At 68.4% G+C, this 20,428-nt stretch carries 27 protein-coding genes; 19 read left to right on the top strand and 8 right to left on the bottom strand.

The features are described from left to right. The 4 genes from MKK69_RS02170 to rpsL all read right to left on the bottom strand — a co-directional run. A partial coding sequence (locus MKK69_RS02170) for a GTP-binding protein (RefSeq protein WP_243920259.1) occupies nt 1-141 on the bottom strand: 141 nt, incomplete at its 3' end. A gap of 58 nt (nt 142-199) precedes the next feature. Then, nucleotides 200-2,275 carry an elongation factor G gene (gene fusA, locus MKK69_RS02165; protein WP_243965086.1) on the bottom strand — a complete coding sequence of 692 codons (2,076 nt, stop codon included), beginning with the start codon at nt 2,273-2,275 and terminating at the stop codon, nt 200-202. 30 nt (nt 2,276-2,305) lie between these two features. Further along, nucleotides 2,306-2,776, bottom strand: coding sequence for a 30S ribosomal protein S7 (rpsG, locus tag MKK69_RS02160; RefSeq protein ID WP_012319183.1), 471 nt, complete (start codon nt 2,774-2,776; stop codon nt 2,306-2,308). Nucleotides 2,777-2,910: 134 nt separating this feature from the next. Continuing rightward, nucleotides 2,911-3,282, bottom strand: coding sequence for a 30S ribosomal protein S12 (rpsL, locus tag MKK69_RS02155; protein WP_007557568.1), 372 nt, complete (start codon nt 3,280-3,282; stop codon nt 2,911-2,913). Nucleotides 3,283-4,388: 1,106 nt separating this feature from the next. Here rpsL and MKK69_RS02150 point away from each other — a divergent pair. From MKK69_RS02150 to MKK69_RS02085, 14 genes are all read left to right on the top strand, one after another. Beyond that, entirely contained in the window at nt 4,389-4,766 is a 378-nt protein-coding gene (locus tag MKK69_RS02150; RefSeq protein WP_243965085.1) for a hypothetical protein, read from the top strand. Between the two features lie 488 nt (nt 4,767-5,254). Then, nucleotides 5,255-5,623, top strand: a complete 369-nt coding sequence (rplN, locus tag MKK69_RS02145) for a 50S ribosomal protein L14 (protein WP_007557579.1) — start codon at nt 5,255-5,257, stop codon at nt 5,621-5,623. After that, nucleotides 5,623-5,937: a 50S ribosomal protein L24 gene (gene rplX / locus MKK69_RS02140; RefSeq protein ID WP_243965084.1), complete on the top strand. Its 315-nt coding sequence runs from the start codon at nt 5,623-5,625 to the stop codon at nt 5,935-5,937. The genes rplN and rplX overlap by 1 nt, the downstream gene beginning before the upstream one ends. After that, the gene (rplE, locus tag MKK69_RS02135) at nt 5,930-6,496 is read left to right on the top strand and encodes a 50S ribosomal protein L5 (protein ID WP_243965083.1); all 567 of its coding nucleotides are present in this window, start codon (nt 5,930-5,932) and stop codon (nt 6,494-6,496) included. The genes rplX and rplE overlap by 8 nt, the downstream gene beginning before the upstream one ends. 40 nt (nt 6,497-6,536) lie before the next feature. Next, nucleotides 6,537-6,842, top strand: a complete 306-nt coding sequence (gene rpsN, locus MKK69_RS02130; protein WP_243965082.1) for a 30S ribosomal protein S14 — start codon at nt 6,537-6,539, stop codon at nt 6,840-6,842. A 10-nt stretch (nt 6,843-6,852) separates the two neighbouring features. Continuing rightward, nucleotides 6,853-7,248, top strand: coding sequence for a 30S ribosomal protein S8 (gene rpsH, locus MKK69_RS02125; RefSeq protein WP_243965080.1), 396 nt, complete (start codon nt 6,853-6,855; stop codon nt 7,246-7,248). A 22-nt stretch (nt 7,249-7,270) separates the two neighbouring features. Beyond that, complete coding sequence (gene rplF, locus MKK69_RS02120; protein ID WP_243965079.1) at nt 7,271-7,804, top strand: 50S ribosomal protein L6; 534 nt, start codon at nt 7,271-7,273, stop codon at nt 7,802-7,804. A 10-nt stretch (nt 7,805-7,814) separates the two neighbouring features. Then, nucleotides 7,815-8,177 (top strand): 50S ribosomal protein L18, encoded by a 363-nt coding sequence (rplR, locus tag MKK69_RS02115; RefSeq protein WP_238293230.1) that lies wholly within the window; start codon nt 7,815-7,817, stop codon nt 8,175-8,177. 173 nt (nt 8,178-8,350) lie between these two features. Further along, nucleotides 8,351-8,938 carry a 30S ribosomal protein S5 gene (gene rpsE / locus MKK69_RS02110; protein ID WP_043355033.1) on the top strand — a complete coding sequence of 196 codons (588 nt, stop codon included), beginning with the start codon at nt 8,351-8,353 and terminating at the stop codon, nt 8,936-8,938. Between the two features lie 11 nt (nt 8,939-8,949). Continuing rightward, nucleotides 8,950-9,141 (top strand): 50S ribosomal protein L30, encoded by a 192-nt coding sequence (gene rpmD / locus MKK69_RS02105; protein WP_020096280.1) that lies wholly within the window; start codon nt 8,950-8,952, stop codon nt 9,139-9,141. Nucleotides 9,142-9,151: 10 nt separating this feature from the next. Next, entirely contained in the window at nt 9,152-9,655 is a 504-nt protein-coding gene (gene rplO / locus MKK69_RS02100) for a 50S ribosomal protein L15 (RefSeq protein ID WP_243965078.1), read from the top strand. Nucleotides 9,656-9,808: 153 nt separating this feature from the next. Next, nucleotides 9,809-11,155, top strand: coding sequence for a preprotein translocase subunit SecY (gene secY / locus MKK69_RS02095; protein WP_243965076.1), 1,347 nt, complete (start codon nt 9,809-9,811; stop codon nt 11,153-11,155). A gap of 168 nt (nt 11,156-11,323) precedes the next feature. Beyond that, on the top strand, nt 11,324-11,926 hold the full coding sequence (locus tag MKK69_RS02090) for an adenylate kinase (RefSeq protein ID WP_243965074.1): 603 nt from the start codon (nt 11,324-11,326) through the stop codon (nt 11,924-11,926). 92 nt (nt 11,927-12,018) lie between these two features. Continuing rightward, nucleotides 12,019-12,243 (top strand): hypothetical protein, encoded by a 225-nt coding sequence (locus tag MKK69_RS02085; protein WP_243965072.1) that lies wholly within the window; start codon nt 12,019-12,021, stop codon nt 12,241-12,243. Between the two features lie 10 nt (nt 12,244-12,253). Here MKK69_RS02085 and MKK69_RS02080 read toward each other — a convergent pair whose 3' ends face one another. Continuing rightward, the gene (locus MKK69_RS02080; protein ID WP_243965071.1) at nt 12,254-12,616 is read right to left on the bottom strand and encodes a hypothetical protein; all 363 of its coding nucleotides are present in this window, start codon (nt 12,614-12,616) and stop codon (nt 12,254-12,256) included. A 249-nt stretch (nt 12,617-12,865) separates the two neighbouring features. Between MKK69_RS02080 and rpsM the strand changes: the two genes are divergently transcribed. The 5 genes from rpsM (at nt 12,866) to rplQ (ending at nt 16,484) form a co-directional block, all read left to right on the top strand. Further along, a complete protein-coding gene (rpsM, locus tag MKK69_RS02075) occupies nt 12,866-13,234 on the top strand; it encodes a 30S ribosomal protein S13 (protein ID WP_012319166.1) in 369 nt (122 codons plus the stop codon). Between the two features lie 171 nt (nt 13,235-13,405). Further along, nucleotides 13,406-13,795 (top strand): 30S ribosomal protein S11, encoded by a 390-nt coding sequence (gene rpsK / locus MKK69_RS02070; RefSeq protein WP_007557606.1) that lies wholly within the window; start codon nt 13,406-13,408, stop codon nt 13,793-13,795. Between the two features lie 34 nt (nt 13,796-13,829). Then, a complete protein-coding gene (locus MKK69_RS02065; RefSeq protein WP_243965070.1) occupies nt 13,830-14,702 on the top strand; it encodes an MBL fold metallo-hydrolase in 873 nt (290 codons plus the stop codon). A 107-nt stretch (nt 14,703-14,809) separates the two neighbouring features. Further along, on the top strand, nt 14,810-15,829 hold the full coding sequence (locus tag MKK69_RS02060) for a DNA-directed RNA polymerase subunit alpha (RefSeq protein WP_243965069.1): 1,020 nt from the start codon (nt 14,810-14,812) through the stop codon (nt 15,827-15,829). Nucleotides 15,830-16,073: 244 nt separating this feature from the next. After that, nucleotides 16,074-16,484: a 50S ribosomal protein L17 gene (gene rplQ, locus MKK69_RS02055; protein ID WP_243965067.1), complete on the top strand. Its 411-nt coding sequence runs from the start codon at nt 16,074-16,076 to the stop codon at nt 16,482-16,484. Nucleotides 16,485-16,641: 157 nt separating this feature from the next. Here rplQ and MKK69_RS02050 read toward each other — a convergent pair whose 3' ends face one another. From MKK69_RS02050 to MKK69_RS02040, 3 genes are all read right to left on the bottom strand, one after another. After that, the gene (locus MKK69_RS02050) at nt 16,642-18,528 is read right to left on the bottom strand and encodes a response regulator (RefSeq protein ID WP_243965066.1); all 1,887 of its coding nucleotides are present in this window, start codon (nt 18,526-18,528) and stop codon (nt 16,642-16,644) included. Then, nucleotides 18,525-20,246, bottom strand: a complete 1,722-nt coding sequence (locus MKK69_RS02045) for a response regulator (RefSeq protein ID WP_243965065.1) — start codon at nt 20,244-20,246, stop codon at nt 18,525-18,527. Before MKK69_RS02045 ends, MKK69_RS02050 begins: the two co-directional genes overlap by 4 nt. Next, the coding region (locus MKK69_RS02040; RefSeq protein ID WP_279598129.1) for a chemotaxis protein CheB at nt 20,243-20,428 on the bottom strand (186 nt) is incomplete at its 5' end. The genes MKK69_RS02040 and MKK69_RS02045, both read right to left, overlap by 4 nt.

Below are 20,428 nucleotides of genomic sequence, written 5' to 3'. Positions count from 1 at the left end.
GTAGGCCGTGAACGTCGCCCCGCCCGTCTCGGCCAGGACCTTCGTGATCGCCGCCGTCAAAGACGTCTTGCCGTGATCCACGTGCCCGATCGTGCCGATGTTGCAGTGCGGCTTGGTGCGAGCGAACTTTTCCTTGCCCATCAGAGCCTCCTAAATTCGAATTCGTGTTGCGGATGAAGAGATGTCTAGGCGTAAAACCTTAGGCGTACTTGGCGATGACCTTGTCGGCCTCGCCGCGCGGCACCTCTTCGTAGTGGTCGAACTGCATCGTGAAGTTGGCGCGGCCCTGGGAGAAGGAGCGCAGCTGGTTCACGTAGCCGAACATGTTGGCCAGCGGCACCATCGCGTTGATGACGTTGGCGTTGCCGCGCATGTCCTGGCCCTGGATCTGGCCGCGGCGGGAGTTCAGATCGCCGATGACCGAGCCGGTGTATTCCTCCGGCGAGACGACCTCGACCTTCATCACAGGCTCGAGCAGCACCGAACCGCCCTTCTGCAGGGCCTCGCGGAAGGCCGCCCGGGAGGCGATCTCGAAGGCCAGCGCCGACGAGTCGACGTCGTGATAGGCACCGTCGATCAGCTCAACCTTCACGTCGACCACCGGGAAACCGGCGAGCACGCCCGCGCCCAGGACCGAGTTCAGGCCCTTCTCGACGCCGGGGATGTACTCCTTCGGCACCGCGCCGCCGACGATCTTCGACTCGAAGGCGAAGCCCGCGCCCGGCTCGTTCGGCTCGACCACGAACTTCACGCGAGCGAACTGGCCGGTACCGCCGGTCTGCTTCTTGTGCGTGTAGTCGATCTCCTGACGACGGGTCAGCTTCTCGCGATAGGCCACCTGCGGCTGGCCGATATTCGCGTCGACCTTGTAGGTACGGCGCAGGATGTCGACCTTGATGTCCAGGTGGAGCTCGCCCATCCCCTTGAGGATGGTCTGGCCCGATTCCTGGTCGGTAGAGACGCGGAACGACGGATCCTCGGCGGCGAGCTTCGCCAGCGCAATGCCGAGCTTCTCCTGATCGGCCTTCGACTTGGGCTCGACGGCGATCTCGATGACGGGCTCAGGGAACTCCATCTTCTCGAGGATCACAGCCTTCTGCGGATCGCAGAGGGTGTCGCCCGTGCGGGTATCCTTGAGGCCGGCCAGGGCGACGATGTCGCCGGCGAAGGCCTCCTTGATGTCCTCACGGTTGTTGGCGTGCATCAGGAGCATGCGGCCGACGCGCTCCTTCTTGTCACGCGAAGAGTTGAGCACGTTGGCGCCCGAATCGACCTTGCCCGAATACACGCGGCAGAAGGTGATCGTACCGACGTGGGGATCGTCCATGATCTTGAAGGCGAGCATGGAAAAGGGATCCGAATCCGTCGGGTGACGGACGGTCTCTTCCTCGGTCTTGAAGTCGATGCCCTTGATCTCACCGCGGTCGGCCGGGGAGGGCAGGTAATCCACGACGGCGTCGAGGAGCGGCTGCACGCCCTTGTTCTTGAAGGCCGAGCCGCACAGCACCGGATGGAAGGCGCGCAGCTGCACGGCCTTGCGCACGAGCTTGCGCATACTGGCCTCGTCCGGCTCGGTGCCGTCGAGGTAGGCGCCCATGGCCTCGTCGTCGAGCTCGACACAGGCCTCGACCAGCTTGGTCCGATACTCGACGGCCTGACCCTTCAGGTCGGCCGGGATCTCGATCTCGTCGAAGTTGGCGCCCAGCGCCTCGCCCGACCAGACGATCGCCTTCATCTTGATGAGGTCGATCACGCCCTGGAAGTTCGACTCGGAACCGATCGGCAGCTGCAAGCACACCGGCTTGCCGGCGACGCGGTCGATGATGTCGGCCACGCACTTGAAGAAGTCGGCGCCGATCTTGTCCATCTTGTTAACGAACACAACGCGCGGCACGTCGTACTTGTCGGCCTGGCGCCACACGGTCTCGGTCTGGGGCTCGACGCCCTGGTTGCCGTCGAGCACGCACACGGCGCCGTCGAGCACGCGGAGCGAACGCTCCACCTCGATGGTGAAGTCCACGTGGCCGGGGGTGTCGATGATGTTCAGGCGCTTGTCGCGCCAGAAGCACGTCGTCGCGGCGGACGTGATCGTGATGCCACGCTCCTGCTCCTGCTCCATCCAGTCCATCGTGGCGGCGCCCTCATGGACCTCGCCGATCTTATGGGACTTTCCGGTGTAGTAGAGGATCCGCTCCGTGGTCGTGGTCTTGCCGGCATCGATGTGGGCCATGATGCCGAAGTTGCGGTAGTCCTCGATCGCGTGCGTGCGGGGCATCGGATTGCTCCTGAGAGACGGCGGAACCGCTTACCAGCGGTAGTGCGAGAAGGCGCGGTTGGCTTCCGCCATCCGGTGCGTGTCTTCCCGCTTCTTGACGGCGTTGCCGCGGTTGTTGGCGGCGTCGAGCAGCTCGGCGGAGAGCCGCTCGACCATGGTGCGGTCGTTGCGCGACCGGGCAGCCTGGATCAGCCAGCGGATCGCCAGGGCCTGACGGCGCTCGGTGCGGACCTCGACCGGGACCTGGTAGGTCGCGCCGCCGACGCGGCGGGAGCGGACCTCGATCATCGGGGCGACGTTGTCGAGGGCGGCGCGGAACACCTCGATCGGGTTGGCGCGGGCGCGGTTCTCGACGATGTCGAAGGCACCGTAGACGATCCGCTCGGCGGTCGACTTCTTGCCCTCGTACATGATCGAATTCATGAACTTCGTCAGCACCACGTCCCCGTACTTCGGGTCCGGGATGATCTCACGCTTCTCGGCAGAGTGGCGACGGGACATCTCTTACAACTCTCAAACGAGTCTGACTTAAGCACCCCGCGCAGGCCGCCTTGGCTTTCCGGAGAAAGCCGGCGACATCCTTACGAGGCCGTGGAAACGCTTGGAAACGACCGGATAAACTCCGGTCGCCGGTCTTACTTCGGGCGCTTGGCGCCGTACTTGGAGCGGCGCTGCTTGCGGTTCTTCACGCCCTGCGTGTCGAGCACGCCGCGCAGGATGTGGTAGCGCACGCCCGGAAGATCCTTCACGCGGCCGCCGCGGATCATCACCACGGAGTGCTCCTGAAGGTTGTGGCCCTCGCCCGGGATGTAGCCGATCACCTCGAAGCCGTTGGTCAAGCGGACCTTGGCGACCTTACGAAGGGCCGAGTTCGGCTTCTTCGGGGTCGTCGTGTAGACCCGGGTGCAGACGCCGCGCTTCTGCGGGCAAGCGTCGAGCGCCGGAACCTTGTTGCGGCTCCGCTGGATCTTCCGCGGCTGGGCGATCAGCTGGTTGATCGTCGGCATCCTGTGCCCTCTTCCTCGGTCACCTTGGCCGGATTGCCCAGGGCAATCCGCAAAACGAATATGCGCCGGAGGCCCTGTCACGGACCCTCGGCGCGGTGTGGGTAGAGGAGCACGCCCGAAACGAACGCGCTCGTACCTACGGATCTGACTTACAGCGTCAGGCGATTTGATCCCTCGGCGCGCGGGCGATGGCGACGGCGTCCGAGGGCAAACCCGAGGGACCGTCGGCAGCCGATGGCCGTCCGAAGTGGACGCGCTTCTAGACGCGGTTGCCCGGCAGGTCAATGCACCGGGGGCAGAAATCTGCGCCGCGCAGGAGGTTAAAGATCGGTCAAGGCGCGGTGACGCGCGTGACGAACGTGCCCGATTTCGAATAATCCGCCGCGACCACCGGGGTCGTCAATCTCGGGCGATTCGATCCGTGGTGGGATGCCGGCGAGCGCGGCGGGATCGAAGGGGTACGCCCCGGCACATCGGCGGATCACGTCGAGCGGACGGTCTCCGGCACCGTCGATCCGGTTCTGGCGAAGATCGGCCTTTCGGACCTCCGGAGGCCGGCGCCCCGGCAACTCCAGCGGTTCTGAGCAGGGTGGATCGGATCTGAGTCGTCAGCCTGTTCGGCGACGTCCTGGCGCTTCCCTGGCACGGTGACACAGCGCTGACGTTCATCCCCCGGATCGGGTCGGCTCGATCCATATTCGGCAATGCCGGAACAGAACCACGCATCGTTGAAAAGCCTTCGTCCTGATCGTCGGATCTGACGTTCGAACAGAAAAAGCGGACGATCTTCGATGGAAAACCTCTCGTCGACTTCAGAACTGCTGACGCGCACGAGGGCCGGTGTGACGTGAGTCGGATCGGCTGGGGAGCGGCGATTCTCCTCGGCGCCTTCGTCTGCCCCATCTCCGCCGCGTTGTATCTCCCCACACGGTGCCGCGTTCGGAGCCGAAGGATCCGGGACGGAACGGCGTGTCGCGCCTGTACCGTGCCGGATCGGGGCAGGAGCGCGCCGTCACGGTCTACGGAAGATTAAAGCGAACCGTCGAAGTGTCGCGATCGTCGGGCGGCCGGAAGGGTGCCCCGGGTTCGCGTCAAGGATTCTGCGTATGGGTTGCGTCGCCGTCAGCAACGTCGTTCCGTTCCGGCGGCCCATCCCCGCCCAGGCCCCCAGTGAGCGGGACGCGCGGGATCGCCGCCGCAGCGAGCAGCGGTCGCTGCTGGACGCGGTCTATGCCACCGGCAGCATGGTCCTGGCGGCCGACGACCGCGCGACCAAGCTCACGGCCTCGCGCCTTCAGGTTTACGGCTTCCTGGCGATCGAGGAGCTGCGGGCGGATGGGACCGTCCGGCGGCTGCGTCCCTCCGAGGCGATCCGCGCCCGCTCCGAGCATCCCTGGCGCCTGTCGAAACCCGCCTGCGGCACGGCGGTGACCATTCCGAGCCTGGACGGCTTCCTGTTCGAGCCGGCCGGGCAGCCTGCCTGATCGCCCCCGTTATCGGGCCTCGACGATCCCGACTCGTCGAGGTCCCCCAGCGGAAAGGCTCAGCGCGCCACGATGCGCGCCGGTCATATCTGTCCCGCCAGGCGCGTTCCGCGTAACGGGCCAGCCCCGTTCCTGGCGGCGACCTTTTCCCGACCATTGAGCGCCGTCTCCGTAGGCGTATTGCCCGCAGCCGGTCGGGCCGGGGCCGCAGTCCGCCGACCGTAAAACCGCGTCTCAGCCGCGCCCGCGCCCTTCGGATTACGGCCCGTCACGCTTGCCATCGCCGGCTGAGCGTAGTATGCGCCCGGCCTTCGCGACATTTCCGATGGGTGCTCGCACCCTGCGAACGCGGTGACCGCGCCGGTGTCTCACGACACCGCCAGCGCGGTCGAACACATGAGCCGGGGATTTAACATCCCCATCAGGCGTCGTCCGCCGGGCAATACCGCCCGCGTGCGGAAACCCGCCTGAAACAAGGAGTCACGCACGTGATCCAGATGCAGACGAATCTGGACGTCGCCGACAACTCGGGTGCACGCCGTGTGATGTGCATCAAGGTCCTCGGCGGGTCGAAGCGCAAATATGCCGGCGTCGGCGATGTCATCGTCGTCTCCGTGAAGGAGGCGATCCCGCGCGGTCGCGTCAAGAAGGGCGACGTCATGAAGGCGGTCGTCGTTCGGACGGCCAAGGCCGTGAAGCGCGTCGACGGATCGGTGATCCGCTTCGACAAGAACGCCGCCGTTCTGATCAACAATCAGAAGGAGCCGATCGGCACCCGCATCTTCGGACCGGTGCCGCGCGAGCTGCGCGCACGCAACCACATGAAGATCATCTCCCTGGCCCCGGAGGTGCTGTGATGGCCGCGAAGATCAAGAAGGGCGACACGGTCGTCGTGCTCACCGGCCGCGATACCGGCCGCTCGGGCGAGGTGATCCAGGTTCTGCCGAAGGAAGGCCGGGCCTTCGTGCGCGGCGTCAACCTGGTCAAGAAGCACCAGAAGCAGACGCAGAACCAGGAAGGCGGCATCATCTCCAAGGAGGCCGCCATCCAGCTCTCGAACATCGCGGTCGCGGATGCCAACGGCAAGCCGACCCGCGTGGGTTTCCGCATCCTCGAAGACGGGCGCAAGGTCCGGTTCGCCAAGACCACGGGGGATCAGATCGATGGCTGAGGCCGACAAGAACGCCTACACCCCGCGTATGCGCAAGCATTACGACGAGGTGGTTCGCCAGAAGCTCATCGAGGAGTTCGGCTACAAGAACCCGATGGAAGTGCCGCAGATCACGAAGATCGTGATCAACATGGGCGTCGGCGAATCCACCGCGGATTCGAAGAAGGCCACCGTTGCGGCGGGCGATCTCTCGCTCATCGCCGGCCAGAAGCCGGTGATCACCCGGGCCCGGAAGGCCATCGCGACCTTTAAGGTCCGCGAGGGCATGCCGATCGGCTGCAAGGTGACGCTGCGCAAGCAGCGCATGTACGAGTTCATGGATCGGCTGATCACCATCGCGCTGCCGCGCGTGCGTGACTTCCGGGGCCTGAATCCGCGCTCGTTCGACGGCCGCGGCAACTACGCGCTGGGTCTCAAGGAGCACCTCGTGTTCCCGGAGATCTCCTACGACAAGGCCGAGCAGACCTGGGGCATGGACATCGTCGTGGCGACCACCGCCAAGACCGATGCCGAAGCCAAGGCCCTGCTCGCCGCCTTCCAGTTCCCGTTCCGGCAGTGAGGCCCTTGGGCCTCAGACGCGGACACCGGAGATAGATCCCATGTCGAAGAAAAGCTCAGTCGAGAAGAACGAGGCCCGCAAGGCGCTGGTGAAGCGCTTCGCGGCCAAGCGGAAGGCGCTCCTCGAGATCGCCAACAACGATGGCCTCGAGATGGAGGAGCGCTTCGAGGCGCGCCTCAAGCTCGCGGAACTGCCGCGCAACTCGTCGGCCACCCGGATCCGCAATCGCTGCGGCATCACCGGCCGTCCGCGCGCCTTCTACCGCAAGATGGGCATCTCGCGCGTGGCGCTGCGCGAGCTTGGCAACCGGGGGCTGATCCCCGGCCTGGTCAAGTCGAGCTGGTAAGGAGGTCCCCATGGTCAACGATCCCGTGGGCGACATGCTCACCCGCATCCGCAACGGCCAGCTGCGCCGTCGCAACGTGGTCCAGACGCCCGGCTCGCGCCTGCGCGCCAGCGTCCTCAACGTGCTGAGGTCCGAAGGTTACATCCGCGACTACGCGGCCACCGACCTCGGCAACGGCCGCACCGAGTTCGCGATCGAGCTCAAGTACTACGACGGCCGCCCGGTGATCCGCGAGATCAAGCGTGTGTCGAAGCCCGGCCGCCGGGTCTACTCGTCGGTCGGCGAGCTACCGCACGTGGCCGACGGCCTCGGCGTCACCATCGTTTCCACCCCGCAGGGCGTCATGGCCGACCACGAGGCGCGCGAGCGCAACGTCGGCGGTGAAGTGCTCTGCACCGTGTTCTGATCGGGACGGAGGAGGTTATCCCATGTCTCGCGTAGGCAAGAAGCCCGTTCCCGTGCCGGCCGGCGTCACCGCCACCGTCACGGGCCAGACCGTCAAGATGAAGGGCTCCAAGGGCGAGCTGGAATTCGTCGTCCCCGCTCTGGTGAGCGTGGCGATGAAGGACGGTGCCATCGCCGTGGAGCCGGTCAACCAGTCCAAGCCGGCGCGGTCCCTGTGGGGTACGTCGCGGGCGCAGATCGCCAACATCGCCGAGGGCGTGTCGAAGGGCTTCGAGAAGAAGCTCGAGATCACGGGCGTCGGCTATCGTGCGGCGATGGCCGGCAAGGCCCTCAAGCTGTCGCTCGGCTACAGCCACGACATCGAATACGCGATCCCCACGGGGATCACGATCGTTACCCCGAAGCCCACCGAGATCACGATCACCGGGATCAACCGCCAGCAGGTCGGTCAGGTCGCCGCCGAGATCCGCGATTACCGCGGACCCGAGCCCTACAAGGGCAAGGGCGTGAAGTACGCGGGCGAGTTCATCTTCCGCAAGGAAGGCAAGAAGAAGTAAGGAGGGCATCATGTCTCGCAAGCTCGAAGCCCTCGATCGCCGCAAGGCGCGCGTCCGCCGCGCGCTGCGGGCGGCCGCCAACGGCCGTCCGCGGCTCTCGGTGTTCCGCTCGTCGAAGCAGATCTACGTGCAGGTCATCGACGACGCGGCCGGCAAGACGCTGGCCGCCGCCTCGTCGATCGACAAGGCACTCAAGGGCGAACTCAAGACCGGCGCCGACGTCGCCGCCGCCAAGGCGGTGGGCAAGCTCGTCGCCGAGCGCGCCAAGGCCGCGGGCGTCACGAAGGTGATCTTCGACCGCTCCGGCTACATCTATCACGGCCGCGTCGCGGCCGTCGCCGAGGCTGCCCGCGAAGGCGGCTTGGAGTTCTGAGGAACCTCTCCTCCCCCCTTGCGGGGAGGAGCCGGAGGTCGGGGTGGTGCGGGCGAGGCACTCCGGTGCCTTCTGCACCACCCCCACCCCTTACCCCTCCCCGCACGGGGGAGGGGAAAATCGAGCGAGCGGGTCTTCGGGCCTGCGCCAGTGAGATGAACAGGTAGAAAACGATGGCACGTGAACGGGAAGGCGGGGGCCGCGGCCGCCGCGACGATCGCGAGGAGCGCGACAGCGAGTTCGTGGACAAGTTGGTCCACATCAACCGCGTCGCCAAGGTGGTGAAGGGCGGCCGTCGCTTCGGCTTCGCGGCCCTCGTCGTCGTCGGCGACCAGAAGGGCCGCGTGGGCTTCGGCCACGGCAAGGCCCGTGAGGTGCCAGAGGCGATCCGCAAGGCCACCGAGGCGGCCAAGCGCGGCCTCATCCGCGTCTCGCTCCGCGAGGGCCGGACCCTGCACCACGACGTCAACGGACGTCACGGGGCAGGCAAGGTGATCCTCCGCGCGGCCCCGCAGGGCACCGGCATCATCGCCGGCGGTCCGATGCGCGCCGTGTTCGAGACGCTGGGCATGCAGGACGTGGTCGCCAAGTCGCTGGGTTCGTCGAACCCCTACAACCTCGTGCGCGCCACCTTCGAGGCGCTCAAGAACGAGGACAGCCCGCGCTCCGTGGCGGCCCGCCGCGGCATCAAGGTGTCGACGCTTCAGTCGCGCCGCCGCGATGCCGATCCGGCCGACCAGTCCGAAGCCGCGGTCGCGTAAGGGAGGGTCCGATGGCACAGAAGACCGTCCGTATCGAACAGATCGGCTCGCCGATCCGCCGCGAGGCCAGCCAGCGCCAGACGCTGATCGGCCTCAAGCTCAACAAGCTCCACCGCGTGTCCGAGCTGGAGGATACCCCCTCCGTGCGCGGCATGATCCGCAAGGTTGCGCACCTCGTGCGCGTCCACGGCGACGTGGCGTGAGGAGGTTCCGATGAAGCTCAACGAGATCAGCGACAATCCCGGCGCCACCAAGGACCGGATGCGTGTCGGCCGGGGCATCGGCTCCGGCAAGGGCAAGACCGCGGGCCGCGGCGTGAAGGGTCAGAAGGCCCGGACCGGCGTGTCCATCAAGGGCTTCGAGGGCGGTCAGATGCCGCTCCACCGGCGCCTGCCGAAGCGCGGCTTCAACAACCTCTACGCCCAGGATCTGAACGAGGTGAACCTCGGCCGGATCCAGGAGGCGGTCGACGCCGGCAAGCTCGACAAGGCCGCCACCGTGACGGTGGAGAGCCTCGTCGCCGCCGGCATCATCGCCCGTCGCCGTGACGGCGTGAAGCTGCTCGGCGTCGGCGAGATCACCGCGAAGCTCAGCTTCGAGGTGACCCGCGCCTCCAAGTCCGCCGTCGAGGCGGTCGAGAAGGCCGGCGGCTCGGTCAGCGTCGTCTACGCCCAGGGTGCCTCCACCCGCGGCGGCAGCGAGGCGGCCCCGGCCTGACGGCGGCCGAAGGGGCGACCGCGGGACCCGTTGCGCGGGCTCCGCGCACCCTTTAAGCCACTCCTTCGAGCGGCGGCCCTGCGACCACGCGGGCCGCCGCTTTCATTTCATCCGGGCCCGATCGCCCGGCGACATGTCCAGGACGCGACGCTTATGGCCTCAGCCGCCGAGCAGCTTGCCGCCAATCTCAATTTCGGCGCGATCGCCAAGGCCGATGAGCTGAAGAAGCGCATCTGGTTCACCCTCGGTGCGCTCGTGGTGTTCCGGCTGGGCACCTACATCCCGATCCCCGGCATCGACCCGGAGCAGTTCGCCCGGAACTTCCAGCAGCAGTCCGGCGGCGTGCTCGGCCTGTTCAACATGTTCTCGGGCGGCGCCGTCGAGCGCATGGCGATCTTCGCCCTCAACATCATGCCGTACATCTCGGCCTCGATCATCGTGCAGCTCCTGACCTCGGTGATCCCGAGCCTGGAGGCACTGAAGAAGGAGGGCGAATCCGGCCGCAAGGTCATCAACCAGTACACCCGCTATCTCACGGTGGTCCTGGCCCTGGTGCAGTCCTGGGGCATCGCCCTCGGCCTGCAGAGCTCCTCGGCAGCCATCGACCCCGGCCCGTTCTTCCTGGCCTCGACCGTGATCACGCTGACCGGCGGCACCCTGTTCCTGATGTGGCTCGGTGAGCAGATCACCTCGCGCGGCATCGGCAACGGCTCGTCGCTGATCATCTTCGCCGGCATCGTCGCCCACCTGCCTGTGGCGATCGCGGGCGCCCTCGAACTCGGCCGCACCGGCGCGCTGTCGCCGGCGATCATCCTGGGCGTGGCCGTGGCCGCGGTGGCTCTTGTCTACTTCATCGTGTTCATGGAGCGCGCCCAGCGCCGGCTCCTGATCAACTACCCGAAGCGCCAGGTCGGCAACCGCATGTACGAGGGCCAGACCTCGTTCCTACCGCTCAAGCTCAACACCTCGGGCGTGATCCCGCCGATCTTCGCCTCGTCGCTGCTGCTCCTGCCGGCCACCGCCGCGAGCTTCTCGGCCAATGGCGGCAGTACCGGCTGGCTCGGCACGGTCACGGCCTATCTCGGCCATGGCACGCCGCTGTTCCTGGTGCTCTACGCGGCGCTGATCATCTTCTTCACGTTCTTCTACACGGCGGTGGTGTTCAATCCGCAAGAGACAGCCGACAACCTGAAGAAGCATGGCGGCTTCATTCCGGGCATCCGCCCGGGCGAGCGTACCGCGGCCTTCATCGACAAGGTGCTGACCCGCATCACCGTGATCGGCGCCCTGTACCTGACCCTGGTCTGCCTGTGCCCGGAGATCCTGTCGTCCTACGCCTCGGCGAGCCTGGGCTTCGGCGGCACCTCGCTGCTGATCGTGGTCTCGGTGACGATGGATACGGTGGCGCAGATCCACGGGCACCTGATGGCGCATCAGTACGAGGGCCTCGTGAAGAAGGCCAAGCTGCGTGGCGCCTCGACCACGCAACGCCGGCGCTGACCCTGCTACAGAGGCGGCCCGGCATTAAGAACGCGCCGGCCTCTGGCACCAAGGTACGGATGCTTCCGCGGCCCGGACCAGCTAGACAACCTAGACCCAGGCGATGCCAGGGAGGCTTCGCCACCGCCGCTTGCGCCCGACCGTGTCGGGACGGACGAGGATAACGCCATGCGCATCATTCTGCTCGGGCCGCCCGGTGCGGGGAAGGGGACGCAATCCGAGCGGATCGTGCAGCGCTTCGGGATCCCGCAGCTCTCCACCGGCGACATGCTGCGCGCCGCCGTCGCGGCCGGCACCCCGGTCGGGCTCGAGGCCAAGGCGGTGATGGAAGCGGGTGGCCTCGTCTCCGACCGTATCGTGGTCGGGATCGTCGCCGACCGGATCGAGGAGCCGGACGCCCGGCGTGGCTTCATCCTCGACGGCTTCCCGCGCACTGTGGCACAGGCGAAGGCCCTGGAGGCCATGCTCGACGGCAAGGGCCTCACCCTGTCGGCGGTGATCGAGTTGAAGGTGGACGAGACGGCGCTCGTCGGCCGGATCGAGCGGCGGGCCGCCGAGACTCAGGCCCGCGGCCAGGCCGTCCGCAAGGACGACACGCCCGAGGTGTTCAAGCAGCGCCTGGAGGCCTACCGCGCGCAGACGGCCCCGCTCTCGGCCTACTATGCCGGGACGGGCATGCTCGAGACCATCGACGGCATGCAGCCGATCGACAAGGTCACGGCCGACCTGATGGCGGTCCTGGAGCCGCACGAGGAACCGGTCGCTTCGTAGGGGCCTGCCGATCGTCGGTTGGACCCTTCTTCCGAACGCGTCACACCTCTGCGGGTTTGACGGGTGCAACGGCGATCGGACACCCCACGCCCATGCGCATCGTTGCCATTGCAGCGCTTCTGTTCGCCGTGGCGTTCCCAGCCTTGCCGGCCGCGGCGCAGAGTCCGGCCCAATCCTTCGCCTACGGGCAGAAGCGGTTCAAGCACGCCTGCCGCCCGCCGCTCAAATACGCCGCGGGGACCTGTGTCCGCCGCTGCCCGGCCGGCTACCGGGATACGGGCGGCTATTGCCGCTTGCAGAATCAGGGATTTCGCTGACGCACGGCCGTCAGAGATCCGACCGGCGTTCGCGGTGGAGCGCACCGAAGAAGTTGACGATATCCATCTGGAGCGACCGGCGGCCGAACAGGCGCAGCGGGAAGCCCTCGGCCGTATCGGCGCGCAGCTCGATCATCGCCGTCATGGCGTTGTAGCGGAATACGATCCTGCGGCCCGCGAAGGTCGCCCAGAGCAGGCCGGGGCCGCCGTCCTGACTCTGGAGTGCGATGGAGCCGGGCTCGGCCTCGGCGAGGACTCCGCCGATCACCGCCATCACGACCGGCGCCACCTCGTCCAGGGTCTCGGTGGCGGCCCGCAGCACGGCCTCCGCGAAGGCCCGCAGGGTGGCGCCGTCACTGGTCACAATCGTCATCCCCGCTCCCGTTTCCCCGCTTCGGCCCCGCACGCGACGCATGGCGGCACGAGGATTCGGGGTTCAGTCGTTGACATCGGCCCGCACGCACGCTAGCAGGCCCTCCTTCGTCCAGCCGAACGATGGTCTGCGGTGCCCTGTCCAGGGCTGCCTGCGGGCCGCGTCGTCGTTTCACGTGCGCAGGGGCCGGCCTCCACCGGACGCGCACGGCACCGGCCCGGATCCCCGGGCCCGACATGGAGAGTGATCGTGGCTCGTATCGCAGGCGTCAATATCCCGACCAACAAGCGCGTCGTCATCGCGCTCCAGTACATTCACGGCATCGGCGCCAAGAAGGCCGAGGAGATCACCCAGAAGGTGAACATCCCCGCCGAGCGCCGGGTCAACCAGCTGACCGACGCCGAGGTTCTCCAGATCCGCGAGACGATCGACCGGGACTACCTGGTGGAAGGCGACCTGCGCCGCGAAGTCTCGATGAACATCAAGCGCCTGATGGATCTCGGCGCCTATCGCGGCCTGCGTCACCGCAAGCAGCTGCCCGTCCGCGGCCAGCGCACGCACACCAACGCCCGCACCCGCAAGGGCAAGGCGAAGCCGATCGCCGGCAAGAAGAAGTAAGTCCTGCCCCTGGAAGGCCGTGCGTCGCGCGGCCTTCTTCCGTCGCGCTGGGTGTCCCGCAACGGCCCCGGCACAGGCTCGACCGCCCTGCACGGGCGCCGCAGCCAAGTCCCAAGAAGAATCCCGAGCGCCTGGAATTACGGGCGCGCTTGAAGGAAGAGTGAGACCCGAATGGCCAAGGAACCGCAACGCGTCCGTCGCCGCGAACGCAAGAACATCGTGTCGGGCGTCGCCCACGTGAACGCTTCGTTCAACAACACGATGATCACCATCACCGACGCGCAGGGCAACACGATCTCGTGGTCGTCGGCCGGCGCCATGGGCTTCAAGGGCTCGCGGAAGTCGACTCCCTACGCCGCGCAGGTCGCTGCCGAGGACGCCGCCCGCAAGGCCTCCGAGCACGGCATGCGCACCCTCGAGGTCGAGGTGTCGGGCCCGGGCTCGGGTCGTGAATCGGCCCTGCGCGCCCTCCAGGCCGCGGGCTTCACGGTGACCTCGATCCGCGACGTCACCTCGATCCCGCACAACGGCTGCCGCCCGCGCAAGCGGCGCCGGGTCTGATCGAAGCCGGCGAAACCCTTTGACGGAGAAGCACATGACAGGATCGAAGCCGCTTCCGGGCGTGCTGCGTTGGAACCTCGGCGACCTCACGGTCACCGCGCTCAACGACGGCTGGTTTCAGGCGAGCCTCGATCTGGTCACGGGCATCTCGAAGGAGGAGGCCGGGCGGCTGCAGCGGGCCGGCTTTCGCACCGAGCAGCCCAAGATCACGCTGAACGCCTTCCTGATCACGGGCCCCGGCCTCAAGCCGACCCTGATCGACACGGGCTACGGCGATCTGGCGCCGGCTCCGACCCTCGGCCGGGCCGGGGCGGCGCTCGCGCTCACCGGCGTCGCGCCGGAAGAGATCGGCACGGTGCTCGTCAGCCACCTGCACCCCGACCATGTGGGCGGGCTCGTGAAGGACGGGGCGGCGCGCTACCCGAACGCCGAGATCGTGCTGCACGCCGACGAGGCCGCGCATTGGCTTCCGGACGAGGCGCTCGCCAAGGCGCCCGAGGGAGCCAAGCCCTATTTCGAGGGCGCGCGTAAGGCGGTGGCGCCCTATGCCGGTCGGGTGCGCGAGCACCGGGGCGGCGAGGTGCTTCCCGGGATCACGGCGGTCCACCTGCCCGGCCATACGCCGGGCCATTGCGGGTTCCGCATCGTCTCCGGTGGACAGGCGCTGATGATGTGGACCGACGTGGTGCACATGCCGGCGATCCAGTTCAAGAACCCGGAGGCCGGCGTCGGCTTCGATGTCGACGGCGACCAGGCGCGGGAGACGCGCAAGACGATCCTGGACGAGGTGGCCCGCGAGCGGACGCTCATCGCCGGCGGCCATCTCGAATTCCCGTCCCTCGGCTACGTTGACCGGGACGGGGCGGGCTACAGCTTCGTGCCGGCCCTCTGGGTCGGCGGCGAATAACAGACTGTGAATTCAGGGACCGTCCGGAGCGCCAGGGGACTGCGCCGGACGGCCGAAGCACGGGGGACGGGCGTCGCGGGTCCCGGGCATGGACGAGAGGTAGGATCGTGGTCATTCAGAAGAACTGGCAGGAACTGATCAAGCCGAACAAGCTGCAGGTCACGACCGGCGACGACCCGAAGCGGGTTGCCACCGTCGTCGCCGAGCCGCTCGAGCGCGGTTTCGGCACGACGCTCGGCAACGCCCTGCGCCGGGTGCTCCTGTCGTCCCTCCAGGGCGCGGCCGTGACCTCGGTGCAGATCGACGGCGTGCTGCACGAGTTCTCGTCGATCCCGGGCGTGCGCGAGGACGTCACCGACATCGTCCTCAACATCAAGACCATCGCGATCCGCTCGCAGACGGACGCACCCAAGCGCATGACCCTGCGCAAGACCGGCCCGGGCGTCGTCACCGCCGGGGACATCGGCACGGTCGGCGACATCCAGATCCTGAACCCGGAACTCGTGATCTGCACGCTCGATGACGGCGCCGAGATCCGGATGGAGTTCACGGTCGCCACCGGCAAGGGCTACGTCCCGGCCGAGCGCAACCGCCCGGAGGACGCACCCATCGGCCTGATCCCGGTGGATGCGCTGTTCTCGCCGGTCACCAAGGTCAGCTACCGCGTCGAGACCACCCGCGAGGGTCAGGATCTCGACAAGGACAAGCTGACCATGACGGTCGAGACCAACGGCGCGGTCTCGCCGGAGGATTCGCTCGCCTACGCGGCGCGGATCATTCAGGACCAGCTGCAGGTCTTCGTGAACTTCGAGGATCCGCGCAAGGAAGAGGCCGCTCCGCTCGCGCCGCAGCTGCCCTTCAACCCGGCGCTGCTCAAGAAGGTCGACGAGCTGGAGCTGTCGGTCCGCTCGGCGAACTGCCTGAAGAACGACAACATCGTCTACATCGGCGATCTCATCCAGAAGTCCGAGGGCGAGATGCTGCGGACCCCGAACTTCGGCCGCAAGTCGCTCAACGAGATCAAGGAAGTGCTCGCCGGCATGGGCCTGCACCTCGGCATGGACATCCCCGGCTGGCCGCCCGAGAACATCGAGGATCTCGCCAAGCGCTTCGAGGAGCACTATTAGGCCGGACGTCCCAGCTCCGCCCTCATCCTGAGGTGCCGGAGCGCAGCGGGGGCCTCGAAGGAGGCCTCCCGTGACCACAGCGATCCCTGGAGCCCTCCTTCGAGGCCCGCTGACGCGGGCACCGCAGGATGAGGGTTCCGGGTCGGAGTTCCCGCCGCGGGGTCATGCGGAATGAACAGCCCCGCTTTTGGGGCGCCCGGCCGTACCGTGGCACGGCGGCCGAGACCAGAAGGAAGCCAGAACCATGCGTCACGGTTATCGCGGTCGCCGTTTCAACCGCACCGCCGAGCATCGCAAGGCGATGTTCGCCAACATGTCGGTCGCGCTGCTGAAGCACGAGCAGATCGTCACCACCCTGCCCAAGGCCAAGGACCTGCGTCCCGTGGTCGAGAAGCTGATCACGCTGGGCCGCATCGACAGCGTCCACACCCGCCGTCTCGCCATGGCGCAGCTGCGCGATGCCGACATGGTCAAGAAGCTCTTCACCGTGCTCGGCCCGCGCTACAAGGGCCGTCCGGGCGGTTACTGCCGCATCATGAAGGCGGGCTTCCGCCAGGGCGACAACGCCCCGCTGGCGGTGATCGAATTCGTCGACCGCGACGTCGAGGCCCGCGGCAAGGATTCCGGTCCGAGCCAGGTTGCCGAGGCGGCCTGATCCATCACGGGGGCGCCATCCGGCGTCCCTGGTCAAACGCCAGAAGCCGCTCCGGGGCATCCGGGGCGGCTTCTCGCGTTTGAGGGTCCACCATGTCTCCGGAACCCGGGCGCTACAGGGCCCGCGGAGGGACGCTGAACCGGGCAAATGGGCCGGCTCAGCGGGGTCGGCTATCGGCCTGGTCGAGGAGCGTGCCGACCCGGTCGGCGAGGTCGGCCGAGCGGAACGGCTTGGACAGGACCGGCAGATCCTCGGGGATCTGCATGGCGTCGGCATGGCCGGTGAGGATCAGCACCGGCAGGCTCGGGGTCCGGTCGCGGATCGCGGCGGCGAGCTCGACGCCGCTCATGCCCGGCATGGCCAGGTCGGCCACGACGATGTCGAAGCGGTCGCGGTCGAGGTCGCGCAGGGCGGCCGCGCCGTCGGCCGCCTCCGTCACGCTGTGGCCAAAACCGGTGAGGAACGAGGCCGTGACGTGCCGGACCTGGGGATCGTCGTCGACGATCAGGATCCGTGCCCGCCGGCCGGAGATGGGCGCCGGATCGGCCACCGGGGCGACCCGCTCCGGCCCCGCCTCCGCGAAGGGGAGCGCCAGCTCGACGCGGGTGCCGCGGCCGACCGCGCTGTCGATCACCAGCCGGCCCTTCGATTGCTGCGCGAGGCCGAACACCATGGCGAGCCCGAGCCCCGTCCCCTGGCCCACCGCCTTCGTCGTGAAGAACGGCTCGCACACCCGGCGCAGGATCTCCTCCGGAATGCCGGTGCCCACATCGGTCACGCTGATCCCGAGATAGGCGCCGTCGGCGATCTCGGGATCCCCGCTGATGCCGAGGCGCCGGGTCGCCACCGTGATGGTGCCGCCCTCGGGCATGGCGTCCCGGGCGTTGATGCACAGGTTGAGCACGGCGAGTTCGAGCTGTTCGGGATCGACCTGGACCGCCGGCTGGCCGTCCTCCAGGTCGGTCCGCACGGTGACGAGGCCGCCGAGGCTGCGCCCGAACAGGTCGCTCATCCCGACGATCAGGGCGTTCACGTCGACAGCCCGGGCCTGCAGATCGTGGGCCCGGCTGAAGCTGAGGAGCCGCTTCGTGAGGGAGGCGCCGCGCTCGGCCGCCCCGCGGGCGTTCTCGATCAGGCGCTGGACCCGGGGCTCGCCCGCGACCTTCGGGGCGGCCAGTTCCAGGCTGCCGAGGATCGCGGTCAGCAGGTTGTTGAAGTCGTGGGCGATGCCGCCGGCCAGGGTGCCGAGCGCCTGCATCTTGTCGGACTGGCGCAGCCGCGCCTCCAGGCTCCGCTGCTCGGTGACGTCCCGCTCGATCACCGCCAGGTGGCTGATCGCGCCGCCCGCGTCGCGGATCGGCACCCGGGTGACGTGGCTCCACTGCTCGGCCCCGGTCGGGCCGTCGCTGGTGAGGGTCTCGGCCACCGTGCCGGCCCGGATCGCCGCCGCGTCCGCCTCGGTCGCCGGAATGCCCGGAGCGCCGAGGACCTCGTCCTCGCGCCGCCCGAGGCAGGCGGCGACGTCACAGCCGAACAGCGCCGCCTTGCGGGCGTTCAGACGCACGAAGCGGCCGTCCGCGTCCTTGAAGCTGATCGCGTCCTGGGCGTGATCGAGGAGGCCGCGGAGCAGCGCGCGCTCGGTGGCGAGGTCCCGGCCGAGGCGGTGGCGCTCGAAGGCCTGCCGCACGGTCGAGCGCAGCAGGCCCGCATCCCAGGGCTTCGTCACGTAGCCGACGATGCCGCCGCGGTTGAGGGCGGCGATCACCGCGGTGATGTCTGCATAGCCGGTGAGCAGGATCGCCTGCGCGTCGTGGAAGCCGCGGGCCTCGGCGAGCAGAGCATCGCCGGTGAGGCCGGGCATGCGCTGGTCCGAGAGCACCACGGCGATGTCGGGCTCGGCGCGCAGGATCTCCAGCGCCTCGGCGGGACGCGAGGTCGTCAGCACCCGGTAGGAATCCTCGAACAGGTCCTCCAGGGCGATCAGGATGTCCGGCTCGTCGTCGACGGCCAGGATCGTCCCTACACCTGCCGTACCGTCACTCATGCACTGGCTGCCTGCCGCGGGATCCCGATCACGAAGCAGGCTCCCCCACCCGGCGCCGTCTCCACGGTGAGCGAGCCGCTATGCGCCTGAACGACGCTGTAGGCAATCGCCAAGCCGAGGCCGGTCCCCGATCCCACCGGCTTGGTCGTGAAGAACGGCTCGAAGATCTTCTCGCGCAGGGTATCCGGAATGCCGGGACCGGTATCGCTGATCCGGATCTCGTCCAGATCCGGGCTCGAGCAGGTCGTGATTCGAACCGTGCCGCCCGCCGGCATGGCGTCGGCGGCGTTGCCCAGGATGTTCATCACCACCTGGTTGAGCAGCGCCGGGGTGCAGTGGATCTCGGCCCGGCCCGCGAAGGTGCGCTCCACCGCGATCCGGTCGCCGAGCTTGTGCTGGATCAGGGCGAGCACGGTCTCGATCGCCTCCGGCACGTTGACGAGCGCACGCTCGCCCTCGTCGAGGCGCGAGAACTTCCTCAGGTTCAGCACGAGGTCCTGGATGCGGGTCAGGCCCATCCGCATCGAGCCGACCCGCTGGCGCGCCTTCTCGACGAGGCGCCCGGCGGTCTCCGGCGGCGCCTCGGGCAACTCGCCGAGCAGGCGCTCGACCGTGCCCTGGTGGGCCAGGATGAAGGCCAGGGGATTGTTGATCTCATGGGCGATGCCGGCCACGAGTTCGCCGAGCGATGCCATCTTGGCGGCCTGGACCAGCTTGGCCTGCGCGTCGGTGAGCTGCCGGTTGGCGTCGGCGAGGTCGCGGTTGGCCCGCTCCAGGGCGTCGGCGAGCCGGGCCCGGGCCTCCGCCGCCTCGGCCTCGGCCCGGGCGCGCTCCACCGCCCGCTCGCGCTCGCCGAACTGGCCGGCGATGCGCCGGTCGTCCTCTTCCAGCAGGCGGCGGCGCACGAAGCCGCGGACCCGCAGCGCCAGGACCTCGGCATCGGTCTTGGCGATGACGTCGTCGGCGCCGGCCGCGAAGGCCTCGACCAGGAAATTCTTGGCCGGATCGCTGCCGGCGATGCCGACGAGGTGGAAGCCGGCCCCGGCCGCCCGGCCGGCCCGGCGCTGGCTGATCGCCCGGCACAGGGCGAGCCCGTCATAGGCGTGGCCCAGGAGATCGACCGTGACGCAGTCGAAGGCCTCGCCCCCCGCATCCCCGTCCAGGGCGGCGAGCGCCGCCTCCGGCCCGTCGGCGCTGGTCACGTGGTGCCCGTCCTGGCTCATCAGGCCAGCCAGGAAGGTCCGGTAGGTGGCGCTGCCGTCGATCACCAGGATCCGGCCGCGCCGGAACGCGGCCGCCCCCGGGCCTTCGCCGTCGCCGGCCGAGCGGCGCTCGCGCAGCAGGGCGCGGATGCGCAGGATCATCAGGTCGCGGTCGGCGGATTTCGGCAGGTAGGCGTCGGCGCCGCTCTCCAGCCCCTGGCGCTCGCCGCCGCTGCCGCCCGTGAGCATCAGCACCGGCAGCGCCCGGGTGCGCAGGGACAGGCGCATCTGCCGGATCAGCTCGTCGCCGTTCATGCCAGGCAGATGGTAATCGGCCACCACGAGGTCGGGCTGGCTGCGATTCAGGTGATCGAGGGCGGTCTCGGACGAGGCGCAGCGTTCCACCGAGAAGCCGTGGGCCTCCAGGAGCAGGCGCAGCTCCAGGGCCTGCGTCTCCGAATCCTCCACGAGCAGGATCCGGGCGGGCCCCTCGGGCGAACCGGCCGATTCCGTCACGGCCGCACCCCCGGTTCGACGAGGCGCAGGACGTGGTCGGCGACCCGGTCGAGGGGGAGGATGGCCCGGGCCGCCCCGAGCCGCACCGCCGCCGCCGGCATGCCGTAGACCACCGCGGTGCTCTCGTGCTCGGCCACGGTCTGGGCGCCGGCCTTCTGCATGTCGGCGAGGCCCACGGCCCC

Source organism: Methylobacterium sp. J-026 (assembly GCF_022829585.1).
Taxonomy (GTDB): domain Bacteria; phylum Pseudomonadota; class Alphaproteobacteria; order Rhizobiales; family Beijerinckiaceae; genus Methylobacterium.
Note: the sequence above shows the minus strand (reverse complement) of the source record. Positions and strands in the feature narration are given on the sequence as shown.